15 protein-coding genes are annotated in these 17,314 nt (G+C 48.7%); 7 read left to right on the plus strand and 8 right to left on the minus strand.

What is annotated here, in order from left to right; genetic code table 11:
• Positions 1–67 precede the first annotated feature (67 nt).
• A complete protein-coding gene (locus EXW93_RS14155; protein ID WP_174316659.1) occupies positions 68–1,492 on the minus strand; it encodes an SdrD B-like domain-containing protein in 1,425 nt (474 codons plus the stop codon).
• Positions 1,493–1,631: 139 nt separating this feature from the next.
• On the opposite strand from EXW93_RS14155, the gene EXW93_RS14160 reads away from it, so the two are divergent.
• Both EXW93_RS14160 and EXW93_RS16530 read left to right on the plus strand, forming a co-directional pair.
• Positions 1,632–3,086, plus strand: coding sequence for a S8 family peptidase (locus tag EXW93_RS14160; RefSeq protein WP_254606216.1), 1,455 nt, complete (start codon positions 1,632–1,634; stop codon positions 3,084–3,086).
• A complete protein-coding gene (locus tag EXW93_RS16530) occupies positions 3,086–3,229 on the plus strand; it encodes a hypothetical protein (RefSeq protein ID WP_254606217.1) in 144 nt (47 codons plus the stop codon). The genes EXW93_RS14160 and EXW93_RS16530 overlap by 1 nt, the downstream gene beginning before the upstream one ends.
• A gap of 45 nt (positions 3,230–3,274) precedes the next feature.
• Here EXW93_RS16530 and EXW93_RS14165 read toward each other — a convergent pair whose 3' ends face one another.
• The 3 genes from EXW93_RS14165 to EXW93_RS14175 are packed head-to-tail and all read right to left on the minus strand — an operon-like array spanning position 3,275 to position 4,441.
• Positions 3,275–3,697, minus strand: coding sequence for a hypothetical protein (locus tag EXW93_RS14165; protein WP_053454386.1), 423 nt, complete (start codon positions 3,695–3,697; stop codon positions 3,275–3,277).
• Between the two features lie 7 nt (positions 3,698–3,704).
• Entirely contained in the window at positions 3,705–4,127 is a 423-nt protein-coding gene (gene fabZ, locus EXW93_RS14170; protein ID WP_023469477.1) for a 3-hydroxyacyl-ACP dehydratase FabZ, read from the minus strand.
• Between the two features lie 26 nt (positions 4,128–4,153).
• Complete coding sequence (locus EXW93_RS14175; protein WP_023469478.1) at positions 4,154–4,441, minus strand: DNA-directed RNA polymerase subunit beta; 288 nt, start codon at positions 4,439–4,441, stop codon at positions 4,154–4,156.
• 386 nt (positions 4,442–4,827) lie between these two features.
• Here EXW93_RS14175 and EXW93_RS14180 point away from each other — a divergent pair, with 386 nt between their 5' ends.
• Both EXW93_RS14180 and EXW93_RS14185 read left to right on the plus strand, forming a co-directional pair.
• Positions 4,828–6,195 (plus strand): hypothetical protein, encoded by a 1,368-nt coding sequence (locus EXW93_RS14180; protein ID WP_023469479.1) that lies wholly within the window; start codon positions 4,828–4,830, stop codon positions 6,193–6,195.
• Positions 6,196–6,283: 88 nt separating this feature from the next.
• On the plus strand, positions 6,284–7,231 hold the full coding sequence (locus EXW93_RS14185; protein ID WP_174316660.1) for a class F sortase: 948 nt from the start codon (positions 6,284–6,286) through the stop codon (positions 7,229–7,231).
• Between the two features lie 47 nt (positions 7,232–7,278).
• On the opposite strand, the gene EXW93_RS14190 is transcribed toward EXW93_RS14185, so the two are convergent.
• Together EXW93_RS14190 and EXW93_RS14195 are read right to left on the minus strand one after the other, a co-directional pair.
• On the minus strand, positions 7,279–7,602 hold the full coding sequence (locus EXW93_RS14190) for a winged helix-turn-helix transcriptional regulator (protein ID WP_023469481.1): 324 nt from the start codon (positions 7,600–7,602) through the stop codon (positions 7,279–7,281).
• Between the two features lie 67 nt (positions 7,603–7,669).
• Entirely contained in the window at positions 7,670–8,827 is a 1,158-nt protein-coding gene (locus tag EXW93_RS14195; protein WP_035395884.1) for an AI-2E family transporter, read from the minus strand.
• A 248-nt stretch (positions 8,828–9,075) separates the two neighbouring features.
• Between EXW93_RS14195 and EXW93_RS14200 the strand changes: the two genes are divergently transcribed.
• Both EXW93_RS14200 and EXW93_RS14205 read left to right on the plus strand, forming a co-directional pair.
• Positions 9,076–11,616 carry a HAMP domain-containing sensor histidine kinase gene (locus EXW93_RS14200; RefSeq protein WP_174316661.1) on the plus strand — a complete coding sequence of 847 codons (2,541 nt, stop codon included), beginning with the start codon at positions 9,076–9,078 and terminating at the stop codon, positions 11,614–11,616.
• Between the two features lie 100 nt (positions 11,617–11,716).
• Positions 11,717–12,562, plus strand: a complete 846-nt coding sequence (locus tag EXW93_RS14205; protein ID WP_035395878.1) for an NAD(P)-dependent oxidoreductase — start codon at positions 11,717–11,719, stop codon at positions 12,560–12,562.
• Positions 12,563–12,612: 50 nt separating this feature from the next.
• Here EXW93_RS14205 and EXW93_RS14210 read toward each other — a convergent pair whose 3' ends face one another.
• Together EXW93_RS14210 and EXW93_RS14215 are read right to left on the minus strand one after the other, a co-directional pair.
• Entirely contained in the window at positions 12,613–13,395 is a 783-nt protein-coding gene (locus EXW93_RS14210) for a flagellar hook-basal body protein (protein WP_035395874.1), read from the minus strand.
• Between the two features lie 15 nt (positions 13,396–13,410).
• Positions 13,411–14,205: a flagellar hook-basal body protein gene (locus tag EXW93_RS14215; RefSeq protein ID WP_035395871.1), complete on the minus strand. Its 795-nt coding sequence runs from the start codon at positions 14,203–14,205 to the stop codon at positions 13,411–13,413.
• 242 nt (positions 14,206–14,447) lie between these two features.
• Here EXW93_RS14215 and EXW93_RS14220 point away from each other — a divergent pair, with 242 nt between their 5' ends.
• Entirely contained in the window at positions 14,448–17,300 is a 2,853-nt protein-coding gene (locus tag EXW93_RS14220) for a sensor domain-containing protein (RefSeq protein ID WP_174316662.1), read from the plus strand.
• The last annotated feature ends 14 nt before the right edge of the window (positions 17,301–17,314 follow it).

Genomic DNA, 17,314 nt, shown 5'->3' on the forward strand with positions numbered 1-17,314 from the left:
GTGTCAATCAACACACATTCCTCCATAAAAAAAGAACGCCTCACTCAGAAGACGTTCCGTTTAAGCCTTATCGTTTTCGAACGAGCAACCATACTCCGACAACGGCACTCATGCCACCGACAATCGCGAACGGAAACGGCTTGTCTTCCCCTGCTTGCGGTAGACGTTCCGCTGTAACAGTCGGAGTCGACGTCGTATCCGCTTTTGCTGCGACCGGTGCTGTCGATTTGACCGGACTGACGACTTTTGTCGGCGTTTCCTTGACCGGTTTCGCCGGTGGCGCCAGTTCGACGGCAACCATTGTTCCGCCACCATCGCGTGTTAGATCAAGAACGGCGTCGACCGATTGACGCTTCAAGTGTTTTAAGAGATGCGCCTGAGCATCCTTCGCCTCACTCATGTCCTCTTCAAACGCGATGTAATCGAGGTGATGCATCGCCTTGACTGTATAACCGGCAGGCGCTTTGACTTTTAAGATGTACGTGCCGACCGGGAAGCCGTCTCCGCCCGCAAAAGCGTGATCATCTCCTTCGTCTTCAATCGTCCATGCCGTTTCACCCGTGACCGTATCCAGTAACGTGTACGTCATCGGGACGGTCTCTTCTTTTTCCTGCGGCTGTTGGTCCCCATTCGCATCGACGAAGTTCGTCAGTGTCAGGAAGTGCGACGGTTCCATCATCTCGTCCCCTTCCGTCATACCAGCATCGATGACCCGGACGTCCCCTGCCTGGATCGTTACGTTCGTTGTTCCGAACGTGTTGACATCTGAATCCTGATGCGGCTTCGTGAACGTGTACAAGCCGATGTCATAGCCATCAACCTTGACTTGATACGTCCCTGGCGTCACCTGTTCGAATATGTAGTTCCCTTGTTCCGTGATCGCCATATCCGTGACGTCGCCACGTGGTGTGATCAAGAAGACACTGACGTCATCAAGAAGGGCTTCCGTCTCTTGACGAATCCCGTCTTCGTTCGCGTCATACCAGACTGTTCCCGAGATTTGCCCCTTCGTCGCTTTGACGTTCGTCGCCGGAGCTGGTTTTGTTTCTGTGACCGGCTTTTCCTTTGTTGGCGTCGTCGGTTTCGGCTTACTCGGTGTATCCGGTTTGACGTCTGGTTGATCTTCCAGTTCCGTGACCGGTTCTTCCGGTGTCACAGGATCATCTGTTGCCGGCTCCTCCGCGTCGACTTTCGGAAACTCAAGGATGATCGATTGCTGTGTCGTTGGTTCCGTGACGACAATCCGTGGTGCCGTCTCTGACGTGAACGTCACCGTCGGATGTGCAGTGATATCAATGCCGTTTCCCGTCAAACCGTCTGAGAACGAGAGTGGTGTCTCACTCGTCACATCGACGATGCCTTCTCCCGTGAAGGTCAACGTATACGGTCCCGTCCCGCTTGCTGTCACGTCCCATTTCGATTCGGCTTGGACCGGAGCGATGCCCGTCCCACTCCACATCAGGAGTAACAAAAAGATGATGATTTTTTTCATGGTGTCTCATTCAGCTCCGTTTCTGTAAGAAAAACATATCTAAATTTTAAACAACAACGTAAAATTAAACCAGATAATTTTGTTTGAACTGTCCTTTTTTTCAACTTTCCACCATTTTCCGTAAAGGTCGTGATTTTTCATGAAACGTATCCTTCCACTCCTGCTCGGTGTCAGTCTCCTGACCCCGTCCGCCGTCTCGGCTGCGACGACACCACTTCCGGTGACGAGTCAGACGTTACGCGGTACATATGATGCGTCCGGACGTGCCGTCTTCACCCTACCGTCAGCCCTCTATATTGAACGGGCAACGCATCTCGAATTCGATCTCGATCGCTCGAAAGGTTCCGTCTATACCTCAAAGACGAATTACAGCAAAGGCGTAACCTACAGCCGGTATCGTCAACTGCAGGATGAAGCGTTGATCTTCCCACTCAGCTGGTCCGGGACACAGTACGTCGTCTTCGAAGGAAAACCGGGGACCCGCTACAAGATTCCCTTCATCCTCCGTAAACTCCAGCCGCTCCTACCGATGAAGCCAAGTGCGACAACGTCAAAGACCGCGAGTCTCCTCGTCAAGATGAAGCACGGCAGTCTGAAACAATCCGTCTCGACGTCGCTCCATGCGACACGATCGTCGCTTCCGGGCCTGTCCCTCGAAGAATGGACGTTCAAGACGAATGCTGCCGCAGCGCAGGCAAAACGTTACTTAGAACGATCAACTGCTGTCGACTACGTCGAACATACACAGACCGCCCGGACGGCAAAGGATATGTATCGCCCGTACCAATGGTCGCTCCAGAACACAGGACAACGAAAAGGAAAAGTCGGAGCTGACATCCAGTATGCCGCTGCCTTAAAACGCCTCGCCGGAAAAACGTTACAGCCGACACTTGTCGCCGTCGTTGATACCGGGATCAACTCGACCTATGCCGATTTCGCAGGACGCGTCCGGACCGATCTCGGGTACGACTTCATTCGCGGAAAGACTTCCGTCACCGATCCAGACGGTCACGGTTCCCATGTCGCCGGGATCATTGCTGCGAATGCCGATAATCTGTATGGCATTCAAGGGATCAATCCAGCGGCTTCCTTGATTCCGATTCGTGTCCTTGATGCAAACGGGCAAGGCTCCACGTCGGACGTCGCACGTGGTATTCTCCACGCCGTCAAAAAAGGCGCCCGCGTCATTAACCTCAGTCTAGAAATGGATGAAAAATCACGCGCTATCGAGGATGCGATCGCGTATGCCGATCAGAAGAAGGTGCTCGTCGTCGCTGCTTCCGGTAATGACGGCGCGAAGACGATCAGCTATCCTGCACGCTATGCGCATGTTCTCTCTGTCGGCGCAACGGACCGAAAAGATGTCCGCGCTTCGTTCTCGAATCGCGGACAAGGACTCGATCTCGTCGCACCGGGCGTTGAGATTCCGAGTTACATCGGTGACGGTGAACTCGCCTATTCGAGTGGAACCTCGATGGCAGCCCCTCACGTTGCAGCTGTCGCGAGTCTCCTAATGAGCTTAAAACCGAGCTGTCCGGCCTCGCGTGCACGTCGCAGTAGCCCCCTCACGTTGCAGCTGTCGCGAGTCTCCTAATGAGCTTAAAACCGAGCTTGTCACCGAGCGCGACAGAGAAACTCTTAAAGTCGTCCGCTCGTGATCTTGGAACAAAAGGCTACGACACCTCATACGGCTACGGTCGTCTCGACGTAAACCGTGCGATCTCGCTCGTCAAATAAACGATAAAGCGCCGATTCCTGTGACAGGAGTCGGCGCTTTATCGTTCATCGGATGATTTCGAGCGGAATCTCAATCCCGCGTCCTGCACCGGCGTCAATGACAAGGACAGGCAGGCGATTTTCGTTGAAAACTTCATCTTCAACGGTTGTATCTGAAGTGTACGTGCGAATCTCACCCATTTTTTTAGCGGAAAACGACACGAATGGGAACGGAATCGATTGATTCGAGACCTCTAACCGAATATCGACTTGTTGGTCGTCAAGACGAATGTCATTCGTCGTCTTGATCGTCAAACGCATCCGGTCCTTACTCGTCAAGGAAATCTGGGCGGAGATGTTCTCTGTCTGACCAGCCCGTTTGATCGGGTCGACGATGACCGATGGGGAAGCGGTCTCGACCTTTTCAGCACGCTGACAGCCAGGGATGATCAATAAGGAAATCGCGAGAGGAAGCAACCAGCGTTTCATCTGGTCGTCACTTAATTGCGAATGTCAATTCGGCAGTGCAGGCGACTTCCCCGTCTACCGTCGCTGTGGCACGACCTTTTCCGATAGGTCCACGTAACTTCGTCAATTCAACTTCGAGGCGCAATTGATCGCCCGGCACGACTTGACGTTTGAAGCGGCAGTTCTCGATGCCGGCAAAGAAAGCAAGCTTTCCTTGATTCGCTTCCATCTTGAGGACAGCAAAAGCTCCGACTTGCGCGAGTGCCTCGACGATGAGAACGCCGGGCATAACATTATAGTCAGGAAAGTGTCCGTTGAAAAATTCTTCGTTCGCAGACACATTTTTCACTCCGACCGCGCGTTTGCCTTCTTCGACCTCTAAAATCCGATCGACGAGCAAAAAGGGATAACGATGCGGAATGACTTCCTTGATTTGTTCGATTGTATACATATGAAACAGCTCCCATCACTGACAAATTAAGATTTCATCCAAAAATCGGTGATGCGGGTCCATGTGTCGAGCTTTAACACATCCATTGCCTCGCCACCACCAAACGTTGCATACCCTACCATTGCACCGACGACCAGTGCGACGATGACGAGAACGAGAACGATCAACAACCGGACGAGAATTGGGACACGTCGCGTCGTGTATTTCCGAAGACGTGGTGTTTTCTTTTCAGATGTTCCGGCGTCCTTGCCTTGTTGATGTCGCTTTGAACGTTCACGCGTTGGCTGTTCCGTACCTGCTTGGTCTTGTACCATTTTGATCACCTTTCATTGATTCAGTCTAAGCGTAGTATAGCACATTAGTACCAGGTAACAATATCAGGAATGACTTTGTTTTCTCCTGGTTCCTAGCTAGTGTAACACGAGCGATCGGTAAACATTTAAAAAAAGTTTTCTTTTGTTATATAAGGAAGTAAAAAATTCGCAACACATTATTTCCGTAAATCTCACATTTTTTTAAATCCAAATGCCATCCACCCGCGTAAGCCTTACAGATTCACAAGCAACACTTACAAGCACAGGATGACACGGGCCCGGTTTCATCCCTCTATTCAAGTTTAGATCAACGCTTCCAAACGTTTTTCCTATTAAAAACTAAAGCAAGCGCTCCACTACCTTAAAATCGAGAGGATGGATTCAACATGAAACACACTAAAAAATTCGCAGCATCAGCAATGGCAGCAGCACTCGTACTTCCAGGAACAGCAGCATTCGCTTCTGGTGGCGCAGATGACATGAAACAAGAGGCACCAAAGAACGTCACGGTCAAAACAAAAGCTGCTGACCTTCGTGCCACACTCGATCAGTTACTTTCAGAGCACTTCGTCCTCGCTGTCATGGACATGAAAAAACAATATGACGGTTCAAAAGACGCAGAATATTACGAAGCAGCACTTAAACAAAATGCACTCGATATGACACCAGCCATCGCTTCCGTTTACGGCGACGAAGGCGCAAAACAATTCGAGAAAATTTTCGTTGATCACAATAAATACACAACAGACCTCGTCAAAGCTGTAAAAGCAGATGACCAAGACGGCATCAACGCTTCGAAGAAAGAAACAGAAGAGTTCGTACAAGATCTCTCAAGCTTCCTCGATACAGCAACGGAAGGTAAACTCCCGAAAGCAGCAGCTGAAGAAGTCCTCCGTGCTCACGAAGCAGATGTCTACAAGACATTCCAACAATATGCTGCTGGTGACTACGAAGGATCGTACAACACGTTCCGTGAAGGATACAGCCGCATGTACGATATCTCTAAAGCACTCTCTGTTGCTATCACAACACAGATGCCTGAGAAATTCGACAACACGAAAGCAGATTCTAAAGCAGCAGATCTTCGTTCAACACTTAACAGCCTTGCAGCTGAACACGTTGCACTTGCAAACCTCAGCATGACAGCTGGTGTGGATAAAGCGAAAGATTACGATGCAGCAAACTGGGCTGAAGATATGCACACTGCAGACTTCAAAGCAGCGATCAAATCAATCTACGGTCAAGCCGGTGCGGATCAGTTCGAACAAGTTTGGACGAAAAACCACATCGAAGCACAAGCAAACCTCGTCACAGCAGCAATCAATGACGATAAAAAATTAATGGGTGACGCACAAGACATGCTCAAAATGTTCTCGAACGATTTCGGTGCATTCCTCGGTGCGGCAACAGAAGAAAACCTTCCAACAAAAGCAGCACAAGAAGCCGTATCAGGTCACGAGACTTACGTCCAAGATACGTTCATGCAGTATGTTGAAGGCGACTACAAAGGTTCTGTCGACACATTCCGTGAGTCTTACGCTTACATGTACGGCGTAGGTGAAAACCTCGGTGAAGCGATCGTCAAACAATCGCCAGAGAAATTCATGGATGGTACACCAGGCTCAATGCCTAACACTGGTAACGGTGGTATGAGCGACAACAACACAGCTGCAACAACAGGTGCAATCGCAGTATTCGGTCTCGCACTCGGAGCAGTTGGTCTTGTCCTCGCACGCAAACGTCAAAACGCCTAAGAAATTGGGTATAATCAAAAACAGGATAGCAATCTGCTATCCTGTTTTTACATAGAGAGACCCTTCTCTCGGAAAGGAGTTACACGTCATGCGAAAATGGTTACTGCCGACAAGCATCGTTTTGATGGTTGTTTCCGTCGGAACGCTCTTGTTCCTGCTCTTTAGCACACCGGAACAAGCAGCATCCAACATCACCCAAGGAACGGCGTCACCCAAGACGGTGACTTCTTCCGAGAATAAGAAGGAGGCGCCAGCAGAAGATCCGTTAAAACCATCGGACATCTTCAAAAAAGAGTTCAAGGATCTTTCGACGAATGAAGTTGAATTACCAAAGACTCTCTCGATTCCAACGCTTGACGTCAAAACAAAGGTCGAGCAAGTCGGTCTTGATAAGAATGGCGCCATGGCGACACCAAAGAATGAACAACAAGTCGGCTGGTATAAGTTTGGTCCACGTCCAGGCGATGTCGGGAATGCTGTCATCGATGGACACACCGATACGAAAACAGGTCCTGCCGTCTTCTATCAACTAAGAGACTTAAAGAAGAATGATCAAATCAAGATTAAGGATGCTTCGGGACGGACGCTCGTCTTCCGCGTCAAAAAGCTTGTTCAATACGATCACTTGGATGCCCCGCTTCAAAAAATCTTTGGTGCTTCTGAGAAACGGAATCTTAACTTGATTACGTGTATCGGAACGTTTGACCAAAATGCCGGAACGTATGATGATCGACTCGTCGTTTTCACAGAACTCGATGAGAAAGCATCTGATCCCGTCAAAACACCACCGAAACCAGCCACGAACGTCCGCGTCAGTGGTGGATTCGTGAACTGGTATGCTTCTACGGATAAGGATGTCGTCAAATACAACATCTATCAAGAAAAAGACGGTAAACGCAAAAAACTCGGTACAACAGATGTCATCGAACGGAAAGCCTTCCCACTTCCAGAAGATGCGACGGGTCGTTTCATCATTACAGCCGTCAACAAAGCAGGCATTGAATCGGAAGAAGCCTTCAGTGCCATACGTCGTTAAGATCCACACAAAAGCCAGAGTCTAGCGACTCTGGCTTTTGACGTCCATCAATAACGAATATGCTGTTTGCTCCAGCGAATCGATTCCTTGAACTGACGGACGAGATCTTCTGCCGGTGCCGTTAAATAATAGGCCAGCCCGTGCACTTTTTCTGACATCTGCTGGACGACGAGACCATCTTCGATCAGCTCCTGCAGCTGTTCGAGGATTTGACCGTGTGACTGATCGATCCGTTGCTCGAGTTCCCCGATCGTCAACGCCCCATCACGCAAAAGATAAATGATACTCGACTTGAGGCTGTTCTCAAAGTTGTGTTGAAACTTCTGCAATGCCAGTAAATCGGCTTGTTCTTCGGTATGACGTGAATCCATCTGATCCCTGCCCCCTTTTTCTTAACTACGTCTTCAGTATGACGCACTTTTACGTGAATTTCAAAACTCAATCGCGCTCCGTGACAATCGTATCGAACGTCTTCTCTTCTTCCGTGATGACCATCTTCTTTTGCGACCGAAGATGATAGAGACGACGGATGTTCAGGATGACGACCTTCATGACGGCGTAGAACGGGACACCGAGTAAGACCCCGAAGAAACCAGCGATGTTCCCCGCAACCAGCAGGACGATGATGATCGTCAATGGATGGACATCGAGCGTTTTCCCTTGGACGAGCGGTGACATGATGTGCGAATCGATCTGTTGCGCGACCGTCATGACGATGATTGCATAAATCGCAAGAATCGGATCCTGAATGAACCCGACGATCAATGCCGGAATGACACCGAGGACCGGACCAAGGAATGGAATGATGTTCGTCAGTGTCGCAAACAACGCAAGCAGCAACGCATAATCAATCCCGATGATTAAGTATCCGATGTAGGCGATGATCCCGACCCCGATACTGACGATGACCTGACCTCGGATGTAACTCATGATCGTCAAGTGGACGTCCCCGAGAATTTTTTTCGTTTCCTTATGGTACTCGTACGGCATCAGCTTGACGAGATTGCCTTTCAGCTTATCGCCATCAAGCAACATATAGATCAACATGATCGGGATGATGACGATCGTTACGACCGTCGTCGTCACGACACTGACGAATCCACCAACGCCCGTACCGATGTTCTTGAGGAACGTCGAAGCGTACTCCGAGATATTGCTAGAAAACTTATTGAACAAGTTATCTGGTCCTGAGAGGAAGCGTGAGAACACCGAACTGTTTTCAAGTTGCTCTCGGACATCGATCAATTGACGCTGAAACTGCGTCGCAAGTGTCGGAATCGAGTTGACGAACTGTGTGATCTGTTCTGATAGCATCGGACCGAAGATGAAGCCGAGCGTCGTCAAGATTCCGATCAGACCAACGAGGACGATCAAGACAGCAGGTCGTCGCTTCATCTTTTTCTCGAGCAGCTCGACGATCGGTAGCAGGACATAATAGAGAATCCCGGCGATCGCAAGCGGTGGTACGACCATCTGTAACAAAATCGCGACCGGTCGGAATAGGAACGTGACATGATCGCCAATCCAGACGATGATGAGTAACGTCATGATCCACCAGGCGAATCGGTACCATTTGTTTTCGAACATTTTTTGCATCTAACCACTTCCCTAATTTAAAGTATGAAGTTCCATATCCTCTATTGTTTTCCTTAAAACAACGCTTCTTAATCCTTATTCTCAGAAAATATATCGGTTCCTCCATTTTAACCAATATATGATATATTTGTTTTAATAAGATTTGCAGATTCAAATTTGCCGTACAAGTTGAATGTGCGTAAGATGAATATATTCGAACTTAAGCAATCTTTTTCATACATGTAAAATAGAATACGGAGGATACCCCAGTGAAATGGATCAACCATACCATCGGTCGCCAATTGATGTTCGCCTTCTATATGGTGTTCGTCGCCCTCAGCATCACGTCTGCGATCGTTTATTTCTACACGGAACAAAAAATCGATCAGGCGAATGCGACATTCGATGACTTACGTGAACGACGAACGAATGCGAATGACCTCGCTAGTGAGTGGACCGTCGCGCAAAGTAACGTTAAATCCTACTTATTGACCGGCTCACAGGAAACACTGGATACCGTCAAGACGAATCAACAGGAAATCAATCGTTTAACGACATGGTTCGAAAAGTACGCTGTGTACGAGCAAGGAAAAGAGTACGCAACCGCGACACGTCAAATGTATGACGATTATTTCGGAACAGCACTGCCGCTCCTTACTGAATACGTCGACGGGAAGAAAGACGGGAAAATCGATGAAGCTTTTGTCGACCCTGATACCCTTGCTGCGCTTTCGAATGGGAAGGATCTGTTTAATGCAAACGGAACAATACGCGGATCGGTTAGTTTATCAGACGCTGATGTCGACATGACACGGATTGATACGTTACTTGCTGATTATCTGACGTTGATTCAAGGGAAGGAAGTCGAGGCAAAGAACGATCTTCTTGGCGAAATGCGTGTCGCCCAGTTCATCTGGCTGTCGAACCTCGTCGTCTTGATTCTCGTCCTCTTCTCTCTCGTTCGTCCATTCATCAGCCGCATTACGAAGCAGGTCAACGCACTGTCTCACGATAGCGCTTTGCTTGCAACAGGTGAAGACATCCAAGCGATTCCATTACCGAAACGGAAGGACGAGCTGCATACGCTGACGGCATCATTCAATCAAATGGCGGCATCGATTGCCGACAACAAGGTCCATATGCTGGCGAAGAACGAAGAACTCCAGGCACAACAGGAAGAACTCGTCGCCCAGCAAGAAGAACTGCAAGCGCAACAGGAAGAGCTTGAGGAAGCACTCGATATCACGCTTCGGAGCGAACAACATCTCAAGTATCGCAATGAATTGACCGAGACGCTTGCGTCCCGTGAGACACTGACGGCGTATCCGGAAATCATCGAGAAGCTCGTCTCGATCACACATTCTGAGATTGGTGCATTGTTGTTCCTTAATCAACAGGAAGTCCGTTCAACGATCGATTATGGGATGACGGAAGAGATGGTCGGTCGTCTTGTCTCCGATGATCAATCACTCTTGCACCGCGCACGCCTCCTGAAGCGTCCAGTTCATTCATCGAAACAGGTCGCGCACGAAAGTCCGCTTCCATACCCATACTATATGTATGAGGTCGCAGTCCCAGTTCTTGATCCGACGAAAGAGCACATGATCGCCTGTATCTATCTCGTTCGTTATCGTGACGCCTTCACAGCGGAACAGATGGATGACATCTTGTCGTTCTCGCATCAATTATCGCTTTCCCTTCTCCGGATGGGGATTTATGAAGAAATGATTCGTGAGAAGAATAAGACGACCCAACTATTAAACTCGATTCGTGAAGCCGTCGTCTACATCGAACATGAGACGGACGAATTGCTCGTCAACGAACCGCTGATGACGTTGTTCCCGGAAGTACCAACAGAGTTCAAAGACGAAGAGCGCTCTGCCTTCCAGCAAGCGATGCAGGCACTCGCTGACATCATCGATGAACCAGCACCATTTGAGCGTTACATCGAACAGATCGTTGAGCTGAATTTACCAAAAGATAGCTTGATCGTCTCGATTCGAAAACAGAGTACGTACATCCAGATTTATGCCGAGAAGATTGAAGTCGACGGCATGTGGGTCGGTACGATGCTTGTTCTCCGTGACGTCACAAAGGAAACGGAAGCCGAGCGGATGAAAGAAGAATTCGTCTCGACCGTCTCGCATGAATTACGGACCCCACTCTCTTCGATCTATGGCTTCACCGAGCTGATGCTTAATAAACGGTTCGAGGAAGAACGGCAACGGAAATATCTCCAGACGATCCACTCCGAGACGGGTCGCCTGACGACGCTCGTCAATGACTTCCTCGATGTTCAGCGCATGGAATCGAGCGAACACCGTTACGAGATGACGACATTCGATGTCGTCGAACTCGCCCAGGATTTAATCGAGTTCTATGATGTCTCGCATGAGACGCACACGATTGATTTTGAGGCACGTGGACCGATCATGATCGACGGCGACGCAGAAAAGATGAAGCAGTTGCTCAACAACCTGCTCAGCAATGCCGTCAAGTACTCACCGAGCGGTGGGACGGTCTTGATACGGATTACAAATGAACTTGGTTTCGCCCAAATCCGGATTCAGGATGAAGGTATCGGGATTCCACAAGACGCGCTTCCGAAGTTGTTCGATAAGTTCTACCGTGTCGATAACTCCGAGACACGGAAAATCGGTGGAACCGGTCTTGGTCTATCGATCTGTAAGGAAATCGTTAAACACCACAGCGGAACGATTGATGTCGAATCCGTCGTCGGTGTTGGATCAACCTTTACGATCCGTTTCCCGATTGCTGTCATCTCGACCATCCTCACGTATGAAGATTAATCACCTGACCGTTCACATCATGTGGACGGTCTTTTTTGTCGTTAGATTCGACGACGTGCGGGGTATAGTCAAAAGCGCATTAGGATAAGGAGGAATCAACATGCAACTGGGATGGATTGGTTTAGGACATATGGGTATACCGATGGCAAAACGTCTGCTTGACGGTGGGCATGACGTGATCGTCTACAACCGGACGTTTGAAAAAACAGCGCCGTTGACTGCTCGAGGAGCAAAAGCTGTCAAAGAAGCACAGGAAGCAGTACGTCAAAGCGACATCATCTTCGTCATGCTCGCGGACGGACCAGCTGTCGCGTCCGTTCTCGAGAGTGTAACAGACGACCTCACAGGTAAGACGATCGTCAACTTGAGTACAATCTCACCGGAAGAGACAAGGAAGATGGCTCGGCTTGTCGAAGAGAATGGTGGGACGTATCTTGAAGTTCCTGTTTCGGGGTCCGTCCCCGTCGCAGAAAACGGGCAGCTCGTCTTGCTTGCTGGCGGTGACGCAGACGTCGTCACGGCTTGTCAGCCGTATCTTGATCTACTCGGAAAGGAAACGATCCATTTCGGTCCACATGGCTCAGGAAGTGCGGCAAAACTTGCCATCAATCTCTTACTCGCCGTCGTCGGACAAGGAGTCGCGGAGACGTTGTTGCTCGGAGAAGGTGCGGGTCTTGAGAAAGAGAAGCTGATCCAGATGATCAGTGCATCGGGCATGAACACGCCGCTCTTCACCGGTAAACGGGACATGTACCGGAACAACGATTTCCCGTCTGCCTTCCCGCTTCGCTTGATGGCGAAGGATCTCGGGCTGATCATAACTGAAGCAAAACGTCAGCAGCTCGAGTTGCCGCTCGCTCAAGCAGCGGATCGTAGTTATGCGAAGGCAAAGCTTGACCATGGGAATGCCGATATGGCCGCTATTTATCAAGCGCTACAAGACTGAATATAAAAAGCAGATCCGCACTCAAATCTGAGGCGATCTGCTTTTTCATGTTATTTCAGTGACGTGACGATTCCCATCATCTGATCGGTCGTCATCAGTGCTTTTGAATTGAATTGATACGCCCGTTGAATCTGTGTCAAATTCGTCATCTCGGTTGCCATATCGACGTTCGACGACTCGAGTGTGCCGACCGTCAATGGGTTGCCACCGACCGCCTGATATTGTTCCGGTGTCGTGAATAAACCAGAACCGTCTTCCGTCAACTGGTTCGGATTGTCGATATACCCGACACCAATCCGTGCGAGGACACGGCGCTCTCCATTGACGATTCCCGTGACGTTGCCGTCCTTGTTCAATTCGACACCCGTCGCATCCGCAGGTAAGAGAATTGGTTCATTTTGACCGTTGACGACAGACCGTCCCGCGTCATCCGTCAATTGAATACGCCCATCGGCTTGCGGTGATAGTTGGAAGTTTCCGTCTCGCGTGAACTTCGTCATCCCATCCCGATCGATGACCGCAAAGAAATGATGCGGATCCGATAAGGCGGCATCGAGTGCCCGGTCCGTCCGTTTGAACGTTCCCATCGAAAAGCGCGTCGCTTCATTGGCGACATAACCGCCGACACCGATTCGTAAGCCGGCCGGTGTCGATAAAGGTCCCGTTTGCAACGTAGCCGGTTGATTCTGGATGTTACGCGTCAACAGCTCTTTAAACTGGGCGTCACGACGTTTATATCCGTTCGTATCGACATTCGCTAAGTTATGCCCGGTCGTATCGAGTTGTTTTTGTAATTGCGCCATTGTACTAGCTGACGTATAGAGTGATTGCATGGTGTTCCCCTTTCATTATCGGACGCGACCGATTTCAGAAACTGCCTTTTCCGCTGTCCGATCATACGCTTGAATGACTTTTTGATTCGCTTCAAACTGACGCAGACCAGCGTTCATCTCTGCCATCGTTTGTTCGATTGCGACGTTCCCTAGTTCAAGTACCCCTTGATCGACCTTGACGTTGCCTTGCGCCAGCGCTTCAGGTGCCCGGTAGAGTCCGTTTTCGACTCGTTCAAGTTGTTCCGTATTATTCGTCGTCACGAGTCCAAGTCGTCCGACTTGTTCTCCGTTCCCACGCGTCACGATACCTTCAGGTGAGACTTTGAAATCGTCATTGCCGACGTTCATGATATTTCCGTTCTCATCGAGTACCTGATCGCCGTCCGTCGTCCGCAAGATACCGTCTCCATCGACCGCAAACTGTCCGTTCGTTGTATACAACACTTCTCCTTCAGGTGCTGTTCCGCCTCCATTACCATGTAGGATCGTAAACATCGGTACGCCTTCCGCCGAACTGATCTGTAAATCCGTCGCATTTCCTGTCTCCGTGATGGATCCGGGTGCGAAGTTCGGTGTCGCTGCCTGCATGAACACACCTGTCGCGAGTGTACCGACGTTTCCAGCAGGTCGAATTCCCGTCCGTTCATTCGTCGCCGCTTGATGGATCATCATCTCTGGAAACGTGCGCAAGGATGCTTGATCGGCACGGAAGCCGGGCGTCCGTGCATTCGCTAAGTTATTACTCAACATCTCTTGTTGGCGTTGCAATGCCTGCATCGCACCGGATGCCGTATACATTCCGCGTAACATCTATATTTCATCTCCTCATTGACTTCATGTTCAATTCTATCTTTTAGTATATCGGTCCGTTTGCTTCAGATTATGAGTTTTTTTCAAAAAAAGGGAATAAAATTCTGAGTTGCATCTAAAGTACTACTATTCCTATCAAAAAATCATTCTCCTTCTTTTGAATTCGTTTCATATTCATAATTATTCCAATTGGGTATAATTAGAAGTAGTTCATATCGACCAGTTGAAACGAGGTGATGACGGTGTCTTTCTTTAAAAGACGTACGAACCAATCGACCACTCCTTCTTTAGATTTCACACTGTTGACAGACATGACCCACTTCCTTGAAAATCACCCGGATGCAGTTTATACGATGGATTTGAAAGGAAATTTCATCGCATTTAATAATAAGCTACCTCTTTTACTCGGTTATCCTACCGACGCGATCCGTGGTATGCATTTCAGCGAGTTGCTTATAGGATCAGAAGCTGAACGCATCGCACCATTGAAGCATCGTGTTCACGAAGGCGAAACGATTCATTTCACAACGGATATTCAACGAAAAGACGGTCAAATCCTGACCGTTAATGTTACGAACATCCCCCTCTATAATCAACACGTCATCATCGGACTTTACGGGATTGCGCGTGATGTCTCCCAACAAAAAGAATTACGTACTGCTTATAATCGTCTACTTGCAAAGGAACAGTTGACGACGACGCTTGAAGGTGTCACATTCCTTGAATACATTCCTTCGACAAAACAATTGACCGCAGATGCCGCACTCAGCCAATTACTCGAATGGTCACAGCGCCATGTCGCACAAATGGATGCGTATGAATTGCTCGATGAGATTCATCCGGAAGACCGTGATCTATTTTTACAACAGAGTACTGCCTTGTGTGACGAGCACATTACCGAATTCTCGATGTCACTCCGGATGAGCAAACGACGCCACTATACGAAAGTCGTTCGTTGTGATGCTTTGCTTCAACAAGATTCTTCTCCTCGTTGCGTTAACTTTATTTTGCATGATGCAACGGAGCTGACGAGTCTTGAACGCGAACGGGATCATGCCATTCAGTCCTTAAAGGATGTCTTCGGCTCACTCGATACGTCCATTTACGAACATATCTATCATCCACAAACCGTCACATTTCAATCAACCGGTTTTTTAGCTCCCTATCAGCACATTCTGAATCGCATCGAAAAGGAACCTCAGTTATGGCGAACACTGATTCATCCAGAGGATTTACCACATTTAGAACTCTCCTATCCTGAGATTCGTAACGGTAAGGTCGTCCGACACGTCTATCGTCTCCAACTCCTCGACAATGTCTTTTGGATCGAGGAAATCTGTATTCCGATTCGTGATCGCAATGGAGAGGTCACGGGTCATTACGGGGTCTCGTCTGATATTACGATCTTAAAAGAGCAACAACATACGATTTGGCATCTCTCCATGCATGATTCCTTGACACAGTTACCGAATCGCGCCTTTTTACTCGAGGAAATCACGAATTTATTGAAAACACGAACATCGTTTACATTGCTTGCCGTCACGTTTAAGCAATACAATGTCATTCATGAACGTTTCGGACACGATGTCGGAGATGAATGGATTCGCCAGACAAGTGCTGCAGTTCGTCGTTTTGCAGATCAAGATCACTTCGTCGGTCATCTGTTTGGTGATAAGTATCTATTCATCATCAAAAAACCCATCGATGAGACCGCCATCGTGAAATTGAGCCATCAGCTACTAAAGCTGTCTGAAAAACGTTTTGATGTCTTATCCTATGAGTTGTTCACGAACGTCTACATCGGTATCACGTACGTCGTCAACGATAAACAATCAGCCGATGAATTATTGAAACAAACGTATACAGCACTTCGACGTGCAAAATCACGAACGAAGAGCAATTATCAGTTTTACTCGTCGACGCTCGACATCGATATGTATCGCCGTTATGAACTCGAACGGGATTTACGGTACGCCATTCAAAACGAGCAGCTCGTCCTCGAATACCAGCCGAAAGTCGACGGCTGGAACGGAAATATTCAAGGAGCCGAAGCCTTGATCCGCTGGAATCACCCTGAATGGGGACGCTTGACACCAAAGGACTTCCTGTCCTTGTCGGAAGAAAGTGAGATGTATCTTCATATTGGCGACTGGGTGCTCGATCAGACATGTCGTTTTCTCCATGCGCTTCGTGAGCGACGCCATCCGAACATCGTTCCGATTTCCATCAATGTCTCTCCAAAACGCCTCTTTTATGGCGATTTCGCACAAGTCATCGAAGAGTACCTTCAGAAGTACCGGATACCAGGGCACCTCCTCGAGATTGAATTACTTGAGTCCGACATTCTTCTCGAAAGCGATAAAATACATGAGATTCTAGCGCGTATTTCTGCACTAGGGGTCCATATTTCGTTAGATGACTTCGGTACCGCCTATTCTTCGATTTCTCACGTCCAGCGCTATCCGATCAATTGTCTGAAGATTGATCGTTCTCTTGCACAACTGATCGAGCATGACTCGAAAAGTCGTTCTGTCGTCAAAAGTATTCTCTTCATGGCAAAGGAGTTTCAATTGACAGTCGTCGCAGAAGGCATCGAAACGATTCCGCAGCTCGACTTTTATCGCGAGTTACAGTGCGACCTGATTCAAGGTTATTTGTTTAGCAAACCTGTGTCAGAGAGCACTTTTGAAAAATTACTGACGAAAGGGATGTTATATCCTCAACACACCGGTACAGCCGCTCCAGTCGAAGCGATCTTATCGTTATTCGCTCAAATCACGATTACCCGGCTAAACGGTCGAGCCATCCAAGTCGGATCCTCTGATATCCTGATCAACCGATGTACGAATAAGACGCTGTTCTTCTACTCTTCGATTCGTCTGCCGATTCATCAAAACATCGAACTAAACGTGACACTTGCCTCATTGATTCATCCCGAGATTTTTCTCGTTCCTGTATCCATCACGGAACTCGATAACGGCCTGTTCCATTATGCAGCGGATTTCAAGGTGCGTGCGCTCTCTTCTCTCGTCCAGGAGCAACTGAAACATTCTCAACCTTCCTTTTTGGAAGACGTTCTCGAACCGCCTTCTTAAGACAAAAAACACGT

The sequence above is a fragment of the Exiguobacterium sp. JMULE1 genome, assembly GCF_013337175.1.
GTDB lineage: Bacteria > Bacillota > Bacilli > Exiguobacteriales > Exiguobacteriaceae > Exiguobacterium_A > Exiguobacterium_A indicum.